Annotated in this window: 17 protein-coding genes and 1 pseudogene; 6 read left to right on the plus strand and 12 right to left on the minus strand. The window is 72.2% G+C overall.

Features of this window, described 5'->3' with window-relative positions; translation table 11 throughout:
* Window positions 1-74 precede the first annotated feature (74 nt).
* Entirely contained in the window at window positions 75-1,442 is a 1,368-nt protein-coding gene (locus ASC82_RS03375; RefSeq protein ID WP_056641127.1) for an FAD-linked oxidase C-terminal domain-containing protein, read from the minus strand.
* Window positions 1,443-1,540: 98 nt separating this feature from the next.
* Between ASC82_RS03375 and ASC82_RS03380 the strand changes: the two genes are divergently transcribed.
* Window positions 1,541-3,058, plus strand: coding sequence for a hypothetical protein (locus ASC82_RS03380; protein ID WP_242427526.1), 1,518 nt, complete (start codon window positions 1,541-1,543; stop codon window positions 3,056-3,058).
* 103 nt (window positions 3,059-3,161) lie between these two features.
* On the opposite strand, the gene hppD is transcribed toward ASC82_RS03380, so the two are convergent.
* A complete protein-coding gene (gene hppD, locus ASC82_RS03385; protein WP_056641130.1) occupies window positions 3,162-4,307 on the minus strand; it encodes a 4-hydroxyphenylpyruvate dioxygenase in 1,146 nt (381 codons plus the stop codon).
* A gap of 121 nt (window positions 4,308-4,428) precedes the next feature.
* Between hppD and ASC82_RS03390 the strand changes: the two genes are divergently transcribed.
* The 4 genes from ASC82_RS03390 to ASC82_RS03405 all read left to right on the plus strand — a co-directional run bounded on the left by ASC82_RS03390 (window position 4,429) and on the right by ASC82_RS03405 (window position 7,249).
* Entirely contained in the window at window positions 4,429-4,896 is a 468-nt protein-coding gene (locus tag ASC82_RS03390) for an Lrp/AsnC family transcriptional regulator (protein ID WP_024761701.1), read from the plus strand.
* 120 nt (window positions 4,897-5,016) lie between these two features.
* A complete protein-coding gene (locus ASC82_RS03395; RefSeq protein WP_056641133.1) occupies window positions 5,017-5,598 on the plus strand; it encodes a helix-turn-helix domain-containing protein in 582 nt (193 codons plus the stop codon).
* Between the two features lie 86 nt (window positions 5,599-5,684).
* Window positions 5,685-5,879 (plus strand): hypothetical protein, encoded by a 195-nt coding sequence (locus ASC82_RS03400; protein WP_056641137.1) that lies wholly within the window; start codon window positions 5,685-5,687, stop codon window positions 5,877-5,879.
* On the plus strand, window positions 5,876-7,249 hold the full coding sequence (locus ASC82_RS03405; protein ID WP_056641140.1) for an MFS transporter: 1,374 nt from the start codon (window positions 5,876-5,878) through the stop codon (window positions 7,247-7,249). Before ASC82_RS03400 ends, ASC82_RS03405 begins: the two co-directional genes overlap by 4 nt.
* Here the strand turns inward: ASC82_RS03405 and ASC82_RS03410 are convergent.
* Together ASC82_RS03410 and ASC82_RS03415 are read right to left on the minus strand one after the other, a co-directional pair.
* Window positions 7,182-7,976: a S16 family serine protease gene (locus tag ASC82_RS03410; RefSeq protein WP_056641143.1), complete on the minus strand. Its 795-nt coding sequence runs from the start codon at window positions 7,974-7,976 to the stop codon at window positions 7,182-7,184. The genes ASC82_RS03405 and ASC82_RS03410 overlap by 68 nt on opposite strands.
* Before the next feature lie 40 nt (window positions 7,977-8,016).
* Complete coding sequence (locus ASC82_RS03415; protein WP_056641146.1) at window positions 8,017-9,225, minus strand: alpha/beta fold hydrolase; 1,209 nt, start codon at window positions 9,223-9,225, stop codon at window positions 8,017-8,019.
* A gap of 84 nt (window positions 9,226-9,309) precedes the next feature.
* Here ASC82_RS03415 and ASC82_RS03420 point away from each other — a divergent pair, with 84 nt between their 5' ends.
* Window positions 9,310-10,269: a helix-turn-helix domain-containing protein gene (locus ASC82_RS03420; protein WP_056641149.1), complete on the plus strand. Its 960-nt coding sequence runs from the start codon at window positions 9,310-9,312 to the stop codon at window positions 10,267-10,269.
* Between the two features lie 85 nt (window positions 10,270-10,354).
* On the opposite strand, the gene ASC82_RS03425 is transcribed toward ASC82_RS03420, so the two are convergent.
* From ASC82_RS03425 to ASC82_RS03460, 8 genes and pseudogenes are all read right to left on the minus strand, one after another.
* On the minus strand, window positions 10,355-10,996 hold the full coding sequence (locus ASC82_RS03425) for a helix-turn-helix domain-containing protein (RefSeq protein WP_056641151.1): 642 nt from the start codon (window positions 10,994-10,996) through the stop codon (window positions 10,355-10,357).
* A gap of 456 nt (window positions 10,997-11,452) precedes the next feature.
* Complete coding sequence (locus ASC82_RS03430; RefSeq protein ID WP_037646594.1) at window positions 11,453-13,246, minus strand: DEAD/DEAH box helicase; 1,794 nt, start codon at window positions 13,244-13,246, stop codon at window positions 11,453-11,455.
* A 116-nt stretch (window positions 13,247-13,362) separates the two neighbouring features.
* Window positions 13,363-13,746: a type II toxin-antitoxin system death-on-curing family toxin gene (locus ASC82_RS03435; RefSeq protein ID WP_056641154.1), complete on the minus strand. Its 384-nt coding sequence runs from the start codon at window positions 13,744-13,746 to the stop codon at window positions 13,363-13,365.
* Window positions 13,747-13,944, minus strand: a complete 198-nt coding sequence (locus tag ASC82_RS03440; protein ID WP_024761692.1) for an Arc family DNA-binding protein — start codon at window positions 13,942-13,944, stop codon at window positions 13,747-13,749. It lies immediately after the preceding gene.
* Window positions 13,945-13,993: 49 nt separating this feature from the next.
* Entirely contained in the window at window positions 13,994-15,466 is a 1,473-nt protein-coding gene (locus ASC82_RS03445) for an MFS transporter (RefSeq protein WP_056641156.1), read from the minus strand.
* Between the two features lie 192 nt (window positions 15,467-15,658).
* Window positions 15,659-16,444: an ABC transporter permease gene (locus tag ASC82_RS03450; protein ID WP_056641159.1), complete on the minus strand. Its 786-nt coding sequence runs from the start codon at window positions 16,442-16,444 to the stop codon at window positions 15,659-15,661.
* Window positions 16,441-17,373, minus strand: a complete 933-nt coding sequence (locus ASC82_RS03455; RefSeq protein WP_056641161.1) for an ATP-binding cassette domain-containing protein — start codon at window positions 17,371-17,373, stop codon at window positions 16,441-16,443. The genes ASC82_RS03450 and ASC82_RS03455 overlap by 4 nt, the downstream gene beginning before the upstream one ends.
* Before the next feature lie 148 nt (window positions 17,374-17,521).
* A pseudogene (locus ASC82_RS03460) lies at window positions 17,522-18,270 on the minus strand (DUF4097 family beta strand repeat-containing protein).
* Window positions 18,271-18,424: the final 154 nt, after the last annotated feature.

An 18,424-nucleotide genomic window follows, 5' to 3' on the forward strand; every position in this document is an offset into this window, starting at 1 on the left:
CCCGCCACCTGACCCTCGTGCCCCAGGCACCTCTCGTACCTCTCGTACCCCACGTGCCTCTCGTACCGGAGGTCTCAGAAGAGCTTTCCGGGGTTGAGCAGTCCCAGCGGGTCGAAGGTGTGCTTGATCCCGCGCTGGAGCTCGAGACCGACCGGACCCAACTCCCTGGCCAGCCACTCCTTCTTGAGGACGCCCACGCCGTGCTCGCCGGTGATCGTGCCGCCGAGGGCGAGCCCGAGCGCCATGATCTCGTCGAAGGACTCCCGCGCCCGCCGCGACTCGTCCTCGTCGGCGTGGTCGAAGCAGACGACGGGATGGGTGTTGCCGTCCCCCGCGTGCGCGCAGACGCCGATGGTCAGGTCGTATTTCTCCGCGATCGCCGACGTGCCGTCGAGCATCGCGGCCAGCTTCGTCCGCGGCACGCACACGTCGTCGATCATCGTCGCGGTCTTGATCGTCTCCAGGGCCGTGAGGGAGAGCCGGCGCGCCTGGAGGAGGAGTTCGGACTCGGCGGTGTCCGCGGCCGGGACGACCTCGGTGGCGCCCGCGGCCGTGCACAGCTCTCCGACGGCGGCCAGATCGGCGGCCGGGTCAGGAGTGTCGAAGGCACACAGGAGGAGCGACTCGGTGGTGTCGGGCAGACCCATGCGCGCCAGCTTGTTGACGGCCTGGACCGTGGTGCGGTCCATGAGTTCGAGCAGCGACGGGGTGTGGCCGCGCTCCATGATCGCGCAGACGGCCTCGCAGGCGGCGGCCGCGGAGGGGAACTCGGCGGCGAGCGCGAGCTGCGCCGGGGGCTGCGGCCTGAGCGCGAGCACGGCCCCGACGACGATGCCGAGGCTTCCCTCGGAGCCGACGAAGAGCCTGGTCAGGTCATATCCGGCGACGCCCTTGGCGGTGCGGCGGCCGGTGGTCAGGAGGCGGCCGTCGGCGAGGACGACGTCGAGGCCGAGGACGTACTCGGCGGTGACGCCGTACTTCACGCAGCACAGACCTCCGGAGGCGGTGCCGATGTTCCCGCCGATGGTGCACGTCTCCCAGCTGGAGGGGTCCGGCGGGTAGTACAGGCCGTGTTCGGCGACGGCCCGTGACAGCACGGCGTTGACGACACCCGGTTCGACGACGGCGATCCGGTCGACCGGGTTGATCTCGAGGATGCGGTCCATCTTGACCAGGGAGAGCACGATGCAGCCCTCGGAGGCGTTGGCGCCGCCGGACAGGCCCGTGCGCGCTCCCTGGGGGACGACGGGGACACGGAATTCGGTCGCGGTCCGCATGACGTGCCGGACCTGTTCGACGGTGCGGGGGAGCACGACGGCCGCGGGGGTGCCGGCCGCGCAGAAGCTCGCCATGTCGCGGGAGTAGGAGGCCGTCACGTCCGGGTCGGTGAGGAGCGCCTCGGCGGGTAGCCCGGCGCGCAGCCGCGTCAGAAGATCGTCCATGCGTCCAGCGTGGCACCCGGGGCCATCGGTGTGAACCCGCCGGAGCGGGCGCTTCGTGTGCTCTTCGTACAGGCGCGTACGGGCGCACAGTGAGCGCCATGAAGACCCAGAACGTGTCGAGGACGGTCCTGGCGGCGGGTGCGGGCGCGGTCCTCGCGGCGACGGCCCTGCTGTACGTCCCCGAGCTCGTCGGCCAGGGGCCGCCGGCCCCGCCCGGTCCGGCGGAGCGGGCGACGATCGCGGCGCACGCCGGCGCGCAGGCGGCGCTGCCGGATCTGGCGGCGCTGATCACCGACCGGGAGAAGTGGCTGAAGGCCCACCCCGACGACGACGCGTCCTGGGCGGCGCTCGGCGCGGCGTACACGGAGCGCGGGACGCGGATCGGTGACGTACGGGACTACCCGAGGGCCGAGAAGGCGCTGAAGCGCTCCCTGGCCGAACGGCCCGCCGCCCGGGGCAACGTGGACGCGCAGCTGGGACTCGGGGCGCTCGCGGGGGCGCGCGGCGACTGGCGGTCCGCCAAGGAGTGGGGCGAGCGGGTACGGAAGGCGGAGCCGGGGCGCTGGCCCGCGTATCCGGTCCTGATCGACGCGTACAACGGCCTCGGCGACTACGAGGCTGCGGGGAAGGCGACGGAGAAGCTGGAGGAGCTCCACGCGGGCGCGGTCGTGCGCGCGCGTGCCTCGCTCACGTACCGGAACCGCGGCTGGCGCGAGGACGCCGACGCGGCGGCCCTCGACGCGGTCGCGCTCGCGGAGACGGACGCGGAGAAGGCGGCGTCGCTCGCGCGGCTCGGGGACCTGGCGTGGGAGCGGGGCGAGGCGGCGGAGGCCCTCGCCCGGTACGGGGCGGCGCTGCGGCTCGTACGGGACCACGGGCCGTCCCTCGCGGGGCGGGCGCGGGCGCTCGCGGGCCTGGACCGCCCTGACGAGGCGCTGCGCGACTGGCGGGCGGCGCTGGCTCGGCTGCCGCTGCCGGAGTACGTCCTGGAGGCCGGTGAGCTGTACGAGGCGATGGGCCTGGACGGGGACGCGCGGGCGCTGTACGAGCGGCTGCGGACGGGGACGTGGGTGCGGGCGGAGGTGGCCCTCGGGCTGCTCGACGCGGACCACGGCACCCCGGCGGCGGCGGTCACGCGGCTGCGGGGGGAGTGGGCGCGCGGGCACCGCTCGGTGGCGGTGGCGGACGCGCTGGGGTGGGCGCTGTACCGGGCCGGGGAGCCGAAGGAGGCGCTGGAGTACGCGAAGCGGGCCACGGACGAGGGGCTGCGGAGCGCGCTCTTCGCGTACCACCGGGGGGAGATCGAGCGGGCCCTGGAGCAGCACGGACCGGCCCGCCGTCATCTGGCCGAGGCGCTGCGGATCAACCCCCGCTTCTCGCCGCTGCTCGCGCCGAAGGCGGCGGAGGCGGTGGCGGCGCTGGGCGAACCGTCGGACGAACTCCCGCGGGAACTGCGGCCGGAGAAGGCTTCAGGCACTGCGGAGAAGGTCTCGGGGGCGGCAGAGAAGGCCTCGGGGGCGGCGGAGAAGGCCTCAGGAGCCGAGAAGGCCTCGGAGGCGGATGCGGGTGGTGACGGCGTCCCGGGCGAGCCCCGTGTCCCGTCCGGGACGCCGTAGGGCCGGTCCGGGCCCGGCACGGCCGGGCGTCCGGGCCGACCCGGTCGTGGGCGCGCGTGAGGGGCCCGGGGCCGTGGCCCCGGGCCCCTCACGGCAGCGACCGTCAGAGGTTGCCGCGCTTCTCCTGCTCGCGCTCGATCGCCTCGAACAGGGCCTTGAAGTTGCCCTTGCCGAAGCCCATCGAGCCGTGGCGCTCGATCATCTCGAAGAAGACGGTCGGGCGGTCCTGCACCGGCTTGGTGAAGATCTGCAGCAGGTAGCCGTCCTCGTCGCGGTCGACGAGGATCTTCAGCTCGCGCAGGGTCTCGACGGGCACGCGGGTCTCGCCGGCCCACTCGCCGAGGGTGTCGTAGTACGAGTCGGGGGTGTCGAGGAAGGACACGCCCGCCGCGCGCATCGCGCGGACCGTGGCGACGATGTCGTTGGTGGCGAGGGCGATGTGCTGGACGCCGGCGCCGCCGTAGAACTCCAGGTACTCGTCGATCTGCGACTTCTTCTTCGCGATCGCCGGCTCGTTGATCGGGAACTTCACCTTGAGGGTGCCGTCCGCGACGACCTTCGACATGAGGGCGGAGTACTCGGTGGCGATGTCGTCGCCCACGAACTCCTTCATGTTCGTGAAGCCCATGACCTTATTGTAGAAGCCGACCCAGTCGTTCATCTTGCCGAGCTCGACGTTGCCGACGCAGTGGTCGATGGCCTGGAAGGTGCGCTTGGCCGGCGGCTCGACGATCGGGTTCGCGGAGACGAAGCCCGGCAGGTACGGGCCGTCGTAGCCGGAGCGCTCGACGAGGGTGTGGCGGGTCTTGCCGTAGGTGGCGATCGCGGCGAGGACGACGGTGCCGTTCTCGTCCTTCAGCTCGTACGGCTCGGTGACGCCGGTGGCGCCGTGCTCGACGGCGTAGGCGTACGCGGCACGGGCGTCCGGCACCTCGATGGCCAGGTCGACGACGCCGTCACCGTGCTCGGCGACGTGGTCGGCGAGGAAGCGGCCACGGTCGGTCGAGGCCTTGATGACGGAGGTGAACACGAAACGGGCGGCGCCGTTGGTGAGCACGTAGCTGGCGGTCTCTCGGCTGCCGTTCTCCGGTCCGGAGTAGGCGACGAGCTTCATGCCGAAGGCCGTGGAGTAGTAGTGCGCGGCCTGCTTGGCGTTGCCGACGGCGAAGACGACCGCGTCCATTCCCTTGACCGGGAAGGGATCGGCCTTACGCGCGGTGGAGGGGGTGTGATCGATGGTCTCAGTCATGGCAGCAATGTCCCGCCGTTCGGCAAGGTGCGCAAGAGTTTGCTGATCTGCTGGTCAATCTGCACAGCGACAGACGAGTATGGCCGGGCGACTTGTACATCCTGACCACGAGGAGACCGCTGTGGCGATCGATCATTTGGACGGCCGGCTGATCACGCTGCTCGCGCGCGAGCCGCGCATAGGGGTCCTGGAGGCGTCCCGGCGCCTCGGGGTGGCACGCGGGACGGTGCAGGCGCGGCTCGACCGGCTCCAGGCGACCGGGGTGATCTGCGGCTTCGGGCCGCAGGTGGACCCGGCGGCGCTGGGCTATCCGGTGACGGCCTTCGCGACGCTGGAGATCAAGCAGGGCCAGGGCGCGGACGTGCGGGGGCATCTGGCGACGGTTCCGGAGGTGCTCGAACTGCACACGACGACCGGCCACGGCGACATGCTCTGCCGGCTGGTCGCCCGCTCCAACGCCGACCTCCAGCGGGTGATCGACAAGGTGGTGGGCTTCGAGGGGATCGTGCGGGCGTCGACGGCGATCGTGATGGAGAACCCGGTGCCGCTGCGGATCATCCCGCTGGTGGAGCAGGCGGCGCAGGAGTAGGGCCGCCGGATCTGCGCCGAGCGGCGCTGACGCAAAGAAGTTGCTGCAAAAAGGTCTCTGCAAAGAGGAGGTTGCAAAGAATCCCTTGCAACTCCTTCTTTGCAACTCTAGGCTTGAGTCATGTCCGAGCCCGAGGAATTCCTGAGCCGCACCCTGGACCCGCGCTCCCTGCGCGGGCTCGCCCACCCGCTGCGCATCCAGCTGCTGCGCGCCCTGCGCCGCCACGGGCCCGCCACCGCCTCCCAACTGGCGGAGCGGCTCGGCGAGTCCAGCGGCGCGACCAGCTATCACCTGCGCCAGCTCGCCGCCGTCGGCTTCGTCGAGGACGACCCGACGCGCGGCAAGGGCCGGGAGCGGTGGTGGAAGGCGGCCCAGCAGGGGACGTCCTTGGACGAGACGCTCCACAAGAACCCCGACCCCGAGGTGCAGGGCGCCATCGAGGTCTTCCTGTACGAGATGGCGACCATCCACACGCAGGAGCTGAACACCTACCTCGGCACCCGGCACGACTGGGACATCGAGTGGAGCGGCATCTCGGACATGAGCGACTTCACGCTGAGACTGCCGCCCGAGAAGCTCCGCGAGCTGACCGGGAAGCTCCACGAACTGATCGACACCTACCGCGACACCGCCGACGCGGACGCGCCGGGCGCCGAGCGCGTGCGGGTCCACCTGCACGCGTTCCCCCAGCAAGAGGACTGACCGCCGCGCCTCATCGCTCGCGGCTCATCGCTCACAGCCCACAGCTCACCGCTCACCGCTCACCGCTCACGGAAGGAACCCGCACGATGCATGCCGACATCCACCTCCAGCTGCACGCACTGGCCGCCGCGGAACTGCGAAGCGAGGCGGCCGCCGCCCACGGGCACACCCCCACCGAGACCCCCGCGACCCCGCTCCGCGTGCAACTGGGCTGGAAGCTGGTCGAGTTGGGCCTGCGGCTGGCCACGCCGGCGAACCGTCCAATCACCCTGGCCGCATGACCGTTCCGGGGGGAAAAGAAGCCGACGCCGCTGCGACGAAGGAAGCACGTGGCCCGCTGGCCACCGTCCTGGCCGCCAACGCCGTCTCGATCACCGGCAATTCACTCACGCTGATCGGCGTCCCGTGGTTCGCGCTCGACACCACGGGAAGCCCCGGCAAAGCAGGGCTCGTCGCCTTCTGCGCGGCCCTCCCCGTCCTCCTCTCCACCCTCGCCGGCGGTCCGGTCATCGACCGCCTGGGCCGCCGCCGCATCAGCATCGCCTCCGACCTGATCTGCGGGCTCGCACTCGCCTCGATCCCCCTGCTGCACCGCCTCGGCGTCCTCGAGTTCTGGATGCTGTGCGCGCTGATGGCGGTCAACGGCCTGTGCCACGCGCCCGGTGAGATGGCCCGGCACGTCCTGGTCCCCGACCTCGCTCGGCGCGCCGGGACCGCGCTCCCCCGGGCGGCGAGCCTGTACGACGCCGTGGCGCGCGGTGCCCGGATGGCGGGCGCCGCGATCGCCGGACTGCTCGTCGCCTTCCTGGGCGCCGACACGGTCCTGCTCCTCGACGCGGCCACCTTCGGCCTCTCCGCGCTGCTCGTGACCGTGGGGCTGCGCGGGGTGCCCGCGGCGGAGCCGATGCGCGACGGCCCCCCGCTCTCGCCCGCCCGCTACCGGGCCGACCTGCGCGAGGGGTACGCCTACCTGTTCCGGTCCCGGCTCCTGCTCGGCATCATGATCATGGTGATGGTCACCAACGGCCTGAGCCAGAGCTGGAGTTCGGTGCTGCTGCCGGTCCACGCCCGGGAGGAGCTGGGCGGGGCTGCCGCGCAGGGCCTGCTGGTCGCGGTCTTCGGCGGCTGCGCGCTCGCCGGCGCGCTGCTGTACGGGGCGGTCGGGGAGCGCTTCCCCCGTCGGGCCGTGTTCGCGGCGGGGTTCCTCGTCGGCGGCGCCCCGCCGTACGTGGTGGCCGCGCTGACCGACACCACGGCGCCGTTGCTCGTGACGATGGCGGCGGCCGGGTTCGGCGTCGGGGTCCTCAACCCGATCCTGACGACGGTCATGTACGAGCAGGTGCCGGACGCGCTGCGCAGCCGGGTCGTGGGCGCGAGTACGGCCGGGGTGCTGCTGACGACCCCGCTCGGGGGTCTGGCGGCCGGCTTCCTGGTCGAGCGGGTGGGACTGACGTCCACGCTGCTCGGGATCGGCGCGCTCTACTTCCTCACGACGCTCGCCCCGCTGGTCTTCCCGGCCTGGCGGGCGATGAACACCAGGCCGCCGGAAGACATACCCGCCGGCTCTGAGCCCGCCGGGCCCGTCAGCAGCTCGGGACCTTCGATTCCTGTCCCTGTTCCAGGGCCCGGAGGGACGCCACGGCGTCGCTGAGCGCGGTGACGGGCACGAGCCGCAGGCCCTTCGGCTGTTCGGCCTGGGCGTCGGAGCACTCCGCCTTCGGTACGAGGAAGACGGTGGCCCCGTCCCGCGCGGCGGCCTGGGTCTTGAGGGAGACGCCGCCGACGGCGCCGACCGTGCCGTCCGGCTGGATCGTTCCCGTACCGGCGACGATCCGGCCGCCGGTGAGATCGCCGCCGTCCCCGTCGCCGTCGAGCTTGTCGACGATGCCGAGGGAGAAGAGCAGCCCGGCGCTGGGCCCGCCGATGTCGGCGAGGTGCAGGGTGACCTTCACCTTCTCGGGGTCCATCTTGAGATAGTCGAGGGCGGCGAGGGTGGCCGCGTCCTGCGACTGCTTCATCTGGCCGAGGTTGTGCTTCTCGATCTCGGCGTCGGACTTCCCCGAGGGGTAGACGGAGTCGTGCGGCAGGACGGCCCGGTCGGTCCGGAACCAGGCGTCGGCCACGTCCCCGAGGTCGACCTCGGTGGACGGCCCGGTCGCGACGATGGTCGTCATCCGCAGCTGCCCCTTGGTCGGCCGGACCGGGGCACCGGTGATGGTGATGACCTCCCGTCCCTTGTCCTTGCCGAGCACGTCGGCGGTCGTGCCGGGCTGCGCGATCGCGTACGGCAGCGGCGCGAGCCCGACGACGGCGAAGAGCGCGGCGACGGGCAGGGCGCAGAGCGCGAGGGCGCGGGGACGGGAGAGACTGGAGAGCACGCCCCCAATCTACTGGGACGCGCCTCCCGGGACACGCGAGCTACCGGGGCACGGGCAGATGGCGGGCGAAGAAGGACCGTACGAGCTTGCGGACGGCGGGCACCGAGACCCGGGGGTCGAGGGTGCCGATCATGTCGGCGCGCCCGGCGGCGGTCGTCAGACCGGCGGCCTGGAGCTGCGGGACGAGGGCGGCGTAGTCGGTGAAGACCCAGTGGTCGCTGTCGGCGAGCTGCCGGCGGGCGACGGGACCGCCGTGTGCGAGGAGCGCCGACCAGGAGCGGTCGAGGCGGTCGTCGCGGAAGCCGTCGGTACCGGCGAGGAGCAGCGGCCGGTCCGTGCCTTCGCGGGCCACGGGGAGGAGGGTGCCGTCCATCCAGTCGAGGTGTCCCTCCAGGTTCACGGCGGCGGCGACCCTCGGGTCCTCGTGGAGGGCCTGGGCGACGGCGGTGCCGCCCGCGGAGTGGCCGTAGAGCCCGACCCGGTCGAGGCCCAGGGCGTCGAGGGCGAAGCGGAGGTCGGCGACCCGGGTGTCGATCATGGTGTGGAAGGTCCCGGCGTCCATGTCCGGGCGGAGCACGGTGGTCCGGATCGGGTCGCGTCCGGGCCGCTCGTCGGGGAACTCCACCTCGGACGCGTCGCCGGGGTGGTCGACGGTGACGACGGTCCAGCCGTGGGAGGCGAGGTCGATCGCGAGGGAGCTGCCCATGGCGCGGGAGTCCCCGCCGCCGGGGCTGTAGAGGAGCACGGGGCGGCGGCCGGGCAGGGGCGGGGCACCGGTGTGGGCGTGGGTGAGGGTGGCCGCCCAGTCGGCCCCGGCGGCCGGCAGGTGCGGGCGGATGAGGTGGGCGAGGTCGGTGAACACCTCGGCGGCACCGGGAGTGAGCTGGGGCATGCGCGGGAAGCCCCGGCCGGTGGCGGTCGGCCGCAGCACGGTGACCATCAGCTCCCGTACGCCGATCTCGGGCGCCCAGGGGTCGTTGCGGGAGGGGTCGACGAGGTGCCGGACCGTGGCGCCGACGGCGTACGGGCCGGTGGGCGCGGGCAGCCGGAGGCGGCACCCGCCGGAGGTGCCGGCCGGGCCGGGGGCAGCGTCGGGACCGGGGGCGACGCCGGGACCGGAGGCAGCGGCGGGACCGGAGGCAGCGGCGGGGGCGGTCAGGGCGGGGGTGGCGCCGAGCAGCAGGGCGGCGGCCCCGGCGAGGGCTCCCCTGGCGACGGTGCGGCGGGTGGGTGCGTGGTGGGATGTCATGGGCGCCATCCTGGGAACGGCAGAAGACCGGCGCGAAGGTTGCGGCCCTGCCCGAAAGGCTGGCGGCAGACGGGGGGATGTGCGGTGCTCCGCATCCGTTTCACGGCGGACGACCTGACCCGGGTACGGCTCGCGCCGCTCCCCTCCCCCGTGCCCGAGCTGCACGCGGCGCTGCTGATGCTGGGCGCCCCGCACGAGGGGCTGCTCTTCGGCCGGTGGCGGGGCAGGCTCCTGCGGTCCCTGCCGGGCGCGGCCGAGCCGCTCGCGGAGCTGGTGCCGGGCGGGACCGCCCCGTACTTCCTCGATGTCCTCGGCGGGACGCGCGAGGAGGGCTTCGCGCTGATCCGGGCGGCGCGGCCGGAGACCGTACGGTCCGAGCTGGAACGGGTGTACGCGGGACAGGGCCCCGTACCGCCGTGGATCCGGTCCCTGCACGCCGGGGACTCCGAGGCCTGGGGCACGCTCGACCGGGCCCAGCGGGCGGCGTACGAGACGGTCCTCGCGCCCGTGTGGCCGCTGGTCCAGGACCTGCACCGGGCGGAGTTCACCCGGTTCGCGCTGACGGCCGCCGAGCGGGGTCTCGCCGCCGCCCTGACGGCGGTGGCGCCGGGCTCGCGGCTGCGCGACGGGGTCTGGGAGTGGCCGGCGGACCCGGCGGACCGTGAGATCCAGCTCGACGGGCGGGGCCTGGTCCTGCTGCCGACCTTCCACTGGCGGGGCGGCCCGCTGGTCCAGGACCTGCCGGACCGCCCGGTCGTCCTCGGCTACCCGGCGGGCCGGGGCCTCCCGCTCACCCCGGACGACCGGGGCGGGGACGGGGGCCTGGCGGCCGTTCTGGGCCGTACGAGGACCGAGGTCCTGCACGCCCTGGCGGAGCCCGCCACGACCACGGACCTGGCCCGCCGTACGGGCGTCAGCAACGCCACGGCCTCGGCCCACGCTGCGGCCCTGAGAGCGGCGGGCCTCATCAGCACGACGAGAACCGGCAGATCCGTCCACCACGAACGAACGCCGCTGGGCGCCCTCTTGGTGGGCCTGCCTTGAGCCGGGGGTCCTCCCTGGACGTAGTCCGTGGAGGAGGAACCCGGGGCCACGTCCGTGGAGGAGGAACCCCGGGCCGCCGCGCGTCCTAGCGCAGGGCGTCGGCGACCTCGCGGGCCGCGTCCACGACGCGGGGGCCGACCCGCTCGGGGACGGCGTCCGCGAGCATCACGACGCCGACGCTGCCCTCGACGCCCGTGACGCCGACCAGCGGCGCGGCGGCTCCGCTCGCGCCGGCCTCCAGCTCGCCGTGGGTGAGGGTGAAGCCGGGTTCGGTCAGGGAGCCCTGGCGGGCGGCGAGGATCGCGCGGCCGGCCGCGCCCCGGTCGAGCGGGTGACGGAAGCCGGCCCGGTAGGCGACGTGGTAGTCGGTCCAGGTCGGTTCGACGACCGCGACGGCGAGCGCCTCCGCCCCGTCGACGAGCGTCAGGTGGGCCGTGGCCCCGATGTCCTCGGCGAGCGAGCGCAGCGCGGGCAGGGCGGCCTCGCGCACCAGGGGGTGCACCTGGCGGCCGAGCCGGAGCACGCCGAGGCCGACGCGGGCGCGGCCGCCCAGGTCGCGGCGGACGAGGGCGTGCTGTTCGAGCGTGGCGAGCAGACGGTAGACCACCGTCCGGTTGACACCGAGTTTGTTGGACAACTCGGTGACCGTCAGGCCGTGGTCGGTGTCGGCGAGCAGTTTGAGGACTCTGAGTCCCCGGTCGAGCGTCTGGGAGGTCTCCGCGGTCACGACGCCCTCTCCTTCGGAGTGAGTGGCGGCGGGCTCTCACGGGATTGCGACGCCGGTCCCGTCGGCGACGCACGTCAGAGGCCGCCGGCAGGAAGGGGTACACCGGCTGCGCTCCGCGGCGGCGCTGCCACGGGGCGATTGCTTTTGAGCCGGGACAGTAGCGACCCGCTCCGCTCAGCGGAAGACCTCGTCCAGAATCCGGGCGTCGGGGACCGGATAGAGACGGTTCGGGACCTTCGTCGGCCTGACGAGGGACTTTGGCTGACAAGATCGGCTTTGTCGTGCATCTAGCGTGGAGGGTGCCCGGAGGCCGACCGTGGGGGCCTGCCTCCGGACCGCGTCCCGTCCCCGCGGGACGCCTGAGGCCCGTACGCGCAGACTCGTACGGGCCTCATCGACGTCTCCGGGAGGGCACTCACCGCGTGCGGGTGGGGCCCTCCGCGTCCGGGAGGGCGGTCACCGCATGCGGGTGGCCCACTCCTGGACCTTCTTGATCCGCTCGCGGATCTGGCCGGCGGTGGCCTCGGCGCTCGGCGGTCCGCCGCACACCCGCCGCAGCTCGGTGTGGATCACCCCGTGGGGCTTGCCGGTCTGGTGGACGTAGGCGCCGACCATCGTGTTGAGCTGCTTGCGCAGCTCCAGGAGCTCCTTGTGGGAAACGACAGGGCGCCGCTCGGCAGGAAGCTCCAGGAGGTCCGCCTCCTCGTCCGGCTTCTTGCGGCTGTGCGCGATCTGCCGGGCCTGGCGCTTCTGCAGCAGCAGCTGGACCTGGTCGGGTTCGAGGAGCCCGGGGATGCCGAGGTAGTCCTGCTCCTCGGCGCTGCCGGGGTGGGCCTGCATACCGAACTCGGCGCTGTTGTACAGCACGCGGTCGAAGACGGCGTCGGACTCCAGCGCCTCGAAGGGCAGCATGTCCTGCTCGCCGGTGTCCTCGTCCTGCTGCCGCTCGGCCTCGGCGAGCTCCTTCTCGGACTCGGCGTACGGGTCCTCCTCGCCCTGCTTCTTCGGCTTGTCGAGGACGTGGTCGCGCTCGACCTCCATCTCGTTGGCGAAGCCGAGGAGGCTGGGGATCGTCGGAAGGAACACGGAGGCGGTCTCGCCGCGCCTGCGCGAACGCACGAAACGACCGACGGCCTGGGCGAAGAACAGCGGGGTCGAGATGGTCGTCGCGTACACGCCGACCGAGAGGCGCGGCACGTCGACGCCCTCGGACACCATGCGGACCGCGACCATCCAGCGGTCGGTGTTCTCGCTGAACTCGTCGATGCGGTTCGAGGCGCCGGTGTCGTCGGAGAGGACGACGGTGGCCTTGGTACCGGTGATCTCGCGGATCAGCTTGGCGTACGAGCGGGCCGAGTCCTGGTCGGAGGCGATGACGAGACCGCCGGCGTCCGGGATCGACTTCCTGACCTCGGTGAGCCGCTGGTCGGCGGCGCGCAGGACGTTGGGCATCCAGTCGCCCTTGGCGTCGAGCGCGGTGCGCCAGGCCTGCGAGACGGCGTCCTTGGTCATCGGCTCGCCGAGCCGGGCGGCGATCTCGTCGCCCGCCTTGGTGCGCCAGCGCATGTTGCCGCTGTAGGAGAGGAAGATGACCGGCCGGACGACGCCGTCGCCGAGGGCGTTGCCGTAGCCGTAGGTGTAGTCCGCGGAGGACCGGCGGATCCCGTCGTTCCCCTCCTCGTACGTGACGAAGGGGATGGGGTTCGTGTCGGAGCGGAACGGGGTGCCGGTGAGCGCGAGGCGCCGCGTGGCGGGCTCGAAGGCCTCCAGGCAGGCCTCGCCCCAGGACTTGGAGTCTCCGGCGTGGTGGATCTCGTCGAGGATGACTAGGGTCTTGCGCTGCTCGCAGCGGTTGCGGTGGAGCATGGGCCGGACGCCGACGCCGGCGTAGGTGATGGCGACCCCGTCGTACTCCTTGCTGAGCGGCCCGGCGCTGTAGTCCGGGTCCAGCTTGATCCCTATCCGCGCGGCGGCGGCGGCCCACTGCTTCTTGAGGTGCTCGGTGGGCGCGACGACGGTGATCTGCTGCACGACGTGGTGGTGCAGCAGCCAGGACGCGAGGGTCAGGGCGAAGGTCGTCTTGCCGGCGCCGGGGGTGGCGACGGCGAGGAAGTCTCGGGGCTGCTCCTGGAGGTACCTGTCCATGGCACCCTGCTGCCAGGCTCGCAGCTTGCCGGCGGTACCCCAAGGGGCCCGTCCGGGGAAGGCGGGAGAGAGGTGATGGGAGGAGGTGGTGGTAGTAGTCACGATCTCCGGGTTCGACGCTCGTCCAGATATGACAACCGGGCCACCTTACCGGCGGCCCGGTCGGAACCTCGTATGAAACGGGGTGGGGATGGTGCGGTTGCGATTCAGCTCACGCCGGCTCACGCGGCCTCGTGCAGCCCCCGCAGACGTCGCGCGATCAGGACGACGTCCTCCAGGTCACCGGTGGCCACGTCGATGACCAGCTTGTACGCCTCGTCCTGGTCCACGCCGACCATCTCGGTTCCGTTGAAGTCGAGGAAGACCACGGTGCACATCCAGGCCATGCGCTTGTTCCCGTCGACCAGCGGATGGTTCACCGCGAGCGACTGCAGGAGGGCGGCGGCCTTCTCGAAGAGATCGCTGTACGCCTCGACGCCGAACATCTGGGACTGCGGGCGGTGCACCGCCGAGCTCAGGAGTCCGAGGTCCCGCACGGCGATCTGCTGGCCCGCGCAGGCGAAATCTGCCAGCTCCAGGACCTCCTGGACCGTCAGGTACTTCACCTACTCCCCCAGGCGCTTCAGCAGGTCGGCGTGGTGCAGGGCGTACTTGGCGCCGAGCTTGCGGACGGCCCCCCGGTCGGCCTCCTGCTCCAGGTAGCGGTCGATCGCCTGAAGCACTATGGCGTGCATGCTGCGGCCCTCCTCCTCAGCGCGGAGCTTGAGGGCCTCTTGCTGGTCGTCACGGAGACGCAGGTTCATTGCCATACCTTGACGGTACCACCAGAGGGGTCACAGTGGTACTAGATTCTCAAGCCCGCACCGGCTCCACATGGAGCCGCGTAGCGACCCACGCCCCCACCGCCGCCACCCCCGCCATCGGCAGGAAGACCGCCGCGAAGGCCGCCGGGTGGGACCCCGTCGCCGCGTCCGAGCTCACCGCGTGGCCCACCGCGCCGCCACCGAGGGCCGCGAAGGCCGCGCCGCCGACGGCGAGGAGCAGGACGTTCGAGAGGCCGTCCGAGATCTGGAGCGCGGCCGAGTTCGCGCCCGCCTCCTCCGGGGCCGAGAGCTTCATGAGGAGCACGCTCGTCGAGGCGATCACCGCGCCCATGCCGAGGCAGCCGAAGCCCCAGGCCACCGCGACCACCCACACCGGCACCGCCGTGATCAGCACGCTCGGCGCCGCCGCGATCGCGAGCGCGACGAGGACCATCCCGAGGACGACCAGGCGCTCGCGGTACGGCTCTGTCCACGGCCGGGACTGGATCCACGAGCCGAGCGCCCAGGTCGCGCCGCCGACGGCGAGGGAGAGCCCGGCCAGGGTCACGCTCAGGCCGCGCTGGGTGACCAGCATCAGCGGGACGAAGGACTCGGCCGCGATGAAGGACCCGGCGGCGATGCCGCGCAGCAGGATGACCGAGGGCAGGCCGCGCGCGGCCCGGACGGTGCCGCGGGGCAGGAGCCCCCGGATGGCGGGCACGAGGAGCGCGGCGCCCGCGGCGGCCGGGAGCAGGGAGAGCCAGCGCAGCTCCTGCCCCGCGTACTGGAGCAGCCCGGCGCCGGCCGAGATGGCGAGCGCGAGTCCGATCCGCCGCCGGTCCCAGGCGGCGACGGGCGCGGCCGGGTCGGCGGGGCCGGAGGCGGTCCTGCGTATCGCGGGGAGGGCGAGGGCGAGCGGGACGACGACGAGGACGGGGATGCCGACGAAGACCCAGCGCCAGCCGAGGTGCTCGGTGATCGTTCCGGCGGCGAGCGGTCCGACGACCGAGGGGACGACCCAGCTCGCGGCGAACGCGGCCATGATCGCGGGCCTGAGGTGTTCCGCGTACGCCCGGCTGACCACCACGTACAGCGCGACGATGACCAGGCCGCCGCCCAGTCCCTGCACGGCCCGGCCGAGGATGAACAGCCACATGCCGCCGGCGGTCCCGGAGAGGAGCAGTCCGGCGGCGAAGGCGCTGATGCCGGCGGTGAGGGACGCGAGCGGGCCGCTCCGGTCGGACCACTGGCCGGCCAGGACCATGCCGAAGAGGCTGGTGGTGAAGTACGCGGAGAAGGCGAAGGCGTAGACGGAGACGCCGTTCAGCTCGCGGGCGGCGACGGGCATCGCGGTGCCGACGGCGGTCGCCTCGAAGGCGATGAGCAGGACGACGGAGACGATGCCGATGCTGAGCGCCCGGTGATCGCCGTCGAGGACGGAACCCTTGGTGGCGTCGGAGGTATCGCGTGGGGCGACGGCTTCGGCGACGGCTTCGGCTTCGCGGGGTTCGAGGGCACTCATCCCCCCAGAGTAAGAGGTCAATCGCTGTATGACCCCTGTCGGATTCTCGGTCTTTGGTCCCCGGTCGCTGGTCCCGGCCGCTGGTCCCATGAGCCCCGGAAACGCCGATGGGGCGGCGTACTCCGACGCGGTGTCGGGGTACGCCGCCCTCAGGGCGGGACGGTTCGCGCTCTCACAGCGGCTGCTTGCTTCCTACTTCGCGTCGCCGTTGAACTTCGACGTCGACCAGAAGTAGCCGAGGACCGTGAGGCCGACGCACCAGGCGACGGCGAGCCATCCGTTGTGGCCGATCTCGGTGCCGAGCAGGAGGCCGCGGAGGGTCTCGATGGCGGGGGTGAAGGGCTGGTACTCGGCGATCGGCTGGAACCAGCCGGGCATCGAGGCGATCGGGACGAAGGCGCTGGAGATGAGCGGGAGGAAGATCAGCGGCATCGCGTTGTTGCTGGCCGCCTCGGCGTTCGGGCTGATCAGGCCCATGCCGACCGCGATCCAGGTGAGGGCGGTGGCGAAGAGGACGAGCAGCCCGAAGGCGGCCAGCCACTCCAGGGCGGTCGCGTCGGTGGACCGGAAGCCGATGGCGACGGCGACGGCGCCGACGAGGACCACGCTCATCACGCACTGCAGGACGCTGCCGACGACGTGTCCGACGAGGACCGACGGGCGGTGGATCGCCATCGTGCGGAAGCGGGCAATGATGCCCTCGGTCATGTCGTTGGAGACGGACACCGCGGTGCCGATGGTCGTACTGCCGATGGTCATCAGGAGCAGACCGGGCACGAGGTACGCGATGTAGTCGGAGCGGTCGCCGCCGCCGATGCCGGCGCTCATCGTGTCGCCGAAGATGTAGACGAAGAGCAGCAGGAGCATGACCGGCGTGAGCAGCAGGTTCAGCGTCAGGGACGGGTAGCGCCGGGCGTGCAGGAGGTTGCGGCGCAGCATCGTGGACGAGTCGCGGACGGCGAGGGAGAGGGAGCTCATCGGACAGCCTCCTTGGGCTGGTTCGGCTGGGCGGGCACCTTGGAGCCGGTGAGGGCGAAGAACACGTCGTCGAGGTCGGGGGTGTGCACGGTCAGTTCGTCCGCCTCGACGCCGGCGGAGTCCAGCCGGTCGAGGAGGGAGCGCAGTGCGCGCTGGCTGCCGTCGCTGGGGACCTGCAGCGTCAGCGACTCGTCGTCGCCGGCGGCCTTACCGAGGGCGGCGGCCGCGCGCCGGTACGCGGTCGGGTCGGTGAAGCGGAGCCGTACGTGGCCTCCGGGGACGATCCGCTTCAGTTCCTCCGCGGTGCCCTCGGCGGCGATCTTCCCGTCGTTGAGGACGGCGATGCGGTCGGCGAGTTCGTCGGCCTCTTCCAGGTACTGGGTGGTGAGGAAGACGGTGACGCCGTCGGAGACGAGCTCGCGGATGATCTGCCACATGTTGTGGCGGGAGCGCGGGTCGAGGCCGGTGGTCGGCTCGTCGAGGAAGATGATCCGCGGGTCGCCGACGAGGGTCATGGCGATGTCGAGGCGGCGCTTCATGCCTCCGGAGTAGGTGGAGGCGGGCTTCTTCGCGGCGTCCACCAGGTCGAAGCGCTCCAGGAGTTCGGCGGCGACCCGCCGCCCCTCGCGCTTGGAGAGGTGGGTGATCAGGCCGTCGACCGCGGAGAACTGGCCGGTGACGCCGATCGCGGCGCGGACCGCCTGTGGGTTCGCCGCGAGGTCGTGGCCGCCGACCCTGATGGCGCCCGAGCCGGGTCCCGCGGAGACGAGGGTGGAGAGGATCTTGACGGCGGTGGTCTTGCCGGCGCCGTTCGGGCCGAGCAGGGAGAAGATCGTTCCTTCGGGGACGGCCAGGTCGATTCCGTCGAGGACGACCTTGTCGCCGTAGGACTTGCGCAGCCCGTTCGCCGCGATGGCCAAGTCGGTCATGGGGAGTGCTCCTTCAGAGGCTGGGACGATCAGGGGGGCTGCGGGTGTCGCGGATGCTTTGGATCGCTCGGATGCGTCGGATCGCTCGGATGCGTCGAATCGCTCGGATGCGTCGAATCGCTCGGATGCGTCGGATCCTTCGGATGCTTCAGAGGCTGCGGGCGGTGATGTCGCCGTGGGCGGTCGTCGCGCGGATGGCGAGGCCGGCGGCGGAACCCTCGCTGTTCTGGAGGGAGTTGACGATCCGGCCGTAGGTCGTGCCGGCGTCGAGCGTGGCGGAGACGCCCCGGCCCGCGCCGATCTCCAGGTCGCCGGACTCCGTACGGAGCACGACCTCGCCGCGCAGGGCCTCGGCGACCTTGATGTCACCCTTCTGCGTGCGGAGCTCCGCCGCGCCGCCCGGAGCACGACCTCGCCGCGCAGGGCCTCGGCGACCTTGATGTCACCCTTCTGCGTGCGGAGCTCCGCCGCGCCGCCCAGGCGGCCGACCGCGATGTCGCCGGCCTGGAGGGTGAGTCGGGCGCTCGCGGCCTCGTCGAGCTTGACGGTGCCCTGCGCGCCCTCGAAGGTCACGTCCCCGAGGCGTCCGACGCCCCGGAGTTCGGCGGCGGCCGTCTTGGCCTCGACGCGGGAGCCGGCGGGGAGCTGGACGGTCACCTCGACCGCTCCGGAGCTGCCCAGGATCCGGTTCTTGGCCTCGGCGGCCTCGATCCGCAGGACACCGTCGGCGTAGGCGACGGCGACGCGGTCGGCGGCCTTCACGTCGCTGCCCTTCGAGGCGTTCGCCGGGAGGACCTCGACGATGGTGTCGGCGCGGTCGGCGGCGATGAAGCGGATGTGGCCGGCGGGGACGTCCAGGAGGACGGCGATCGGGGCGGCGGTGGCGAAGTTCTGCATGGCGGACTTCCGGGCTTCGGACTCTTGTCCGCGCCGTTTCTGACAAGAGAAACGCTACGTTGCGTTCAAGGATCGAGCAACAAGCATGTTGCGTCAGATCCCCATAACCACAGGTCAAAGCCTGGATTTCATTGCAATCATTCTGAGGCCTAAC

The sequence above is a fragment of the Streptomyces sp. Root431 genome (assembly GCF_001426585.1).
Lineage (GTDB): Bacteria > Actinomycetota > Actinomycetes > Streptomycetales > Streptomycetaceae > Streptomyces > Streptomyces stackebrandtii.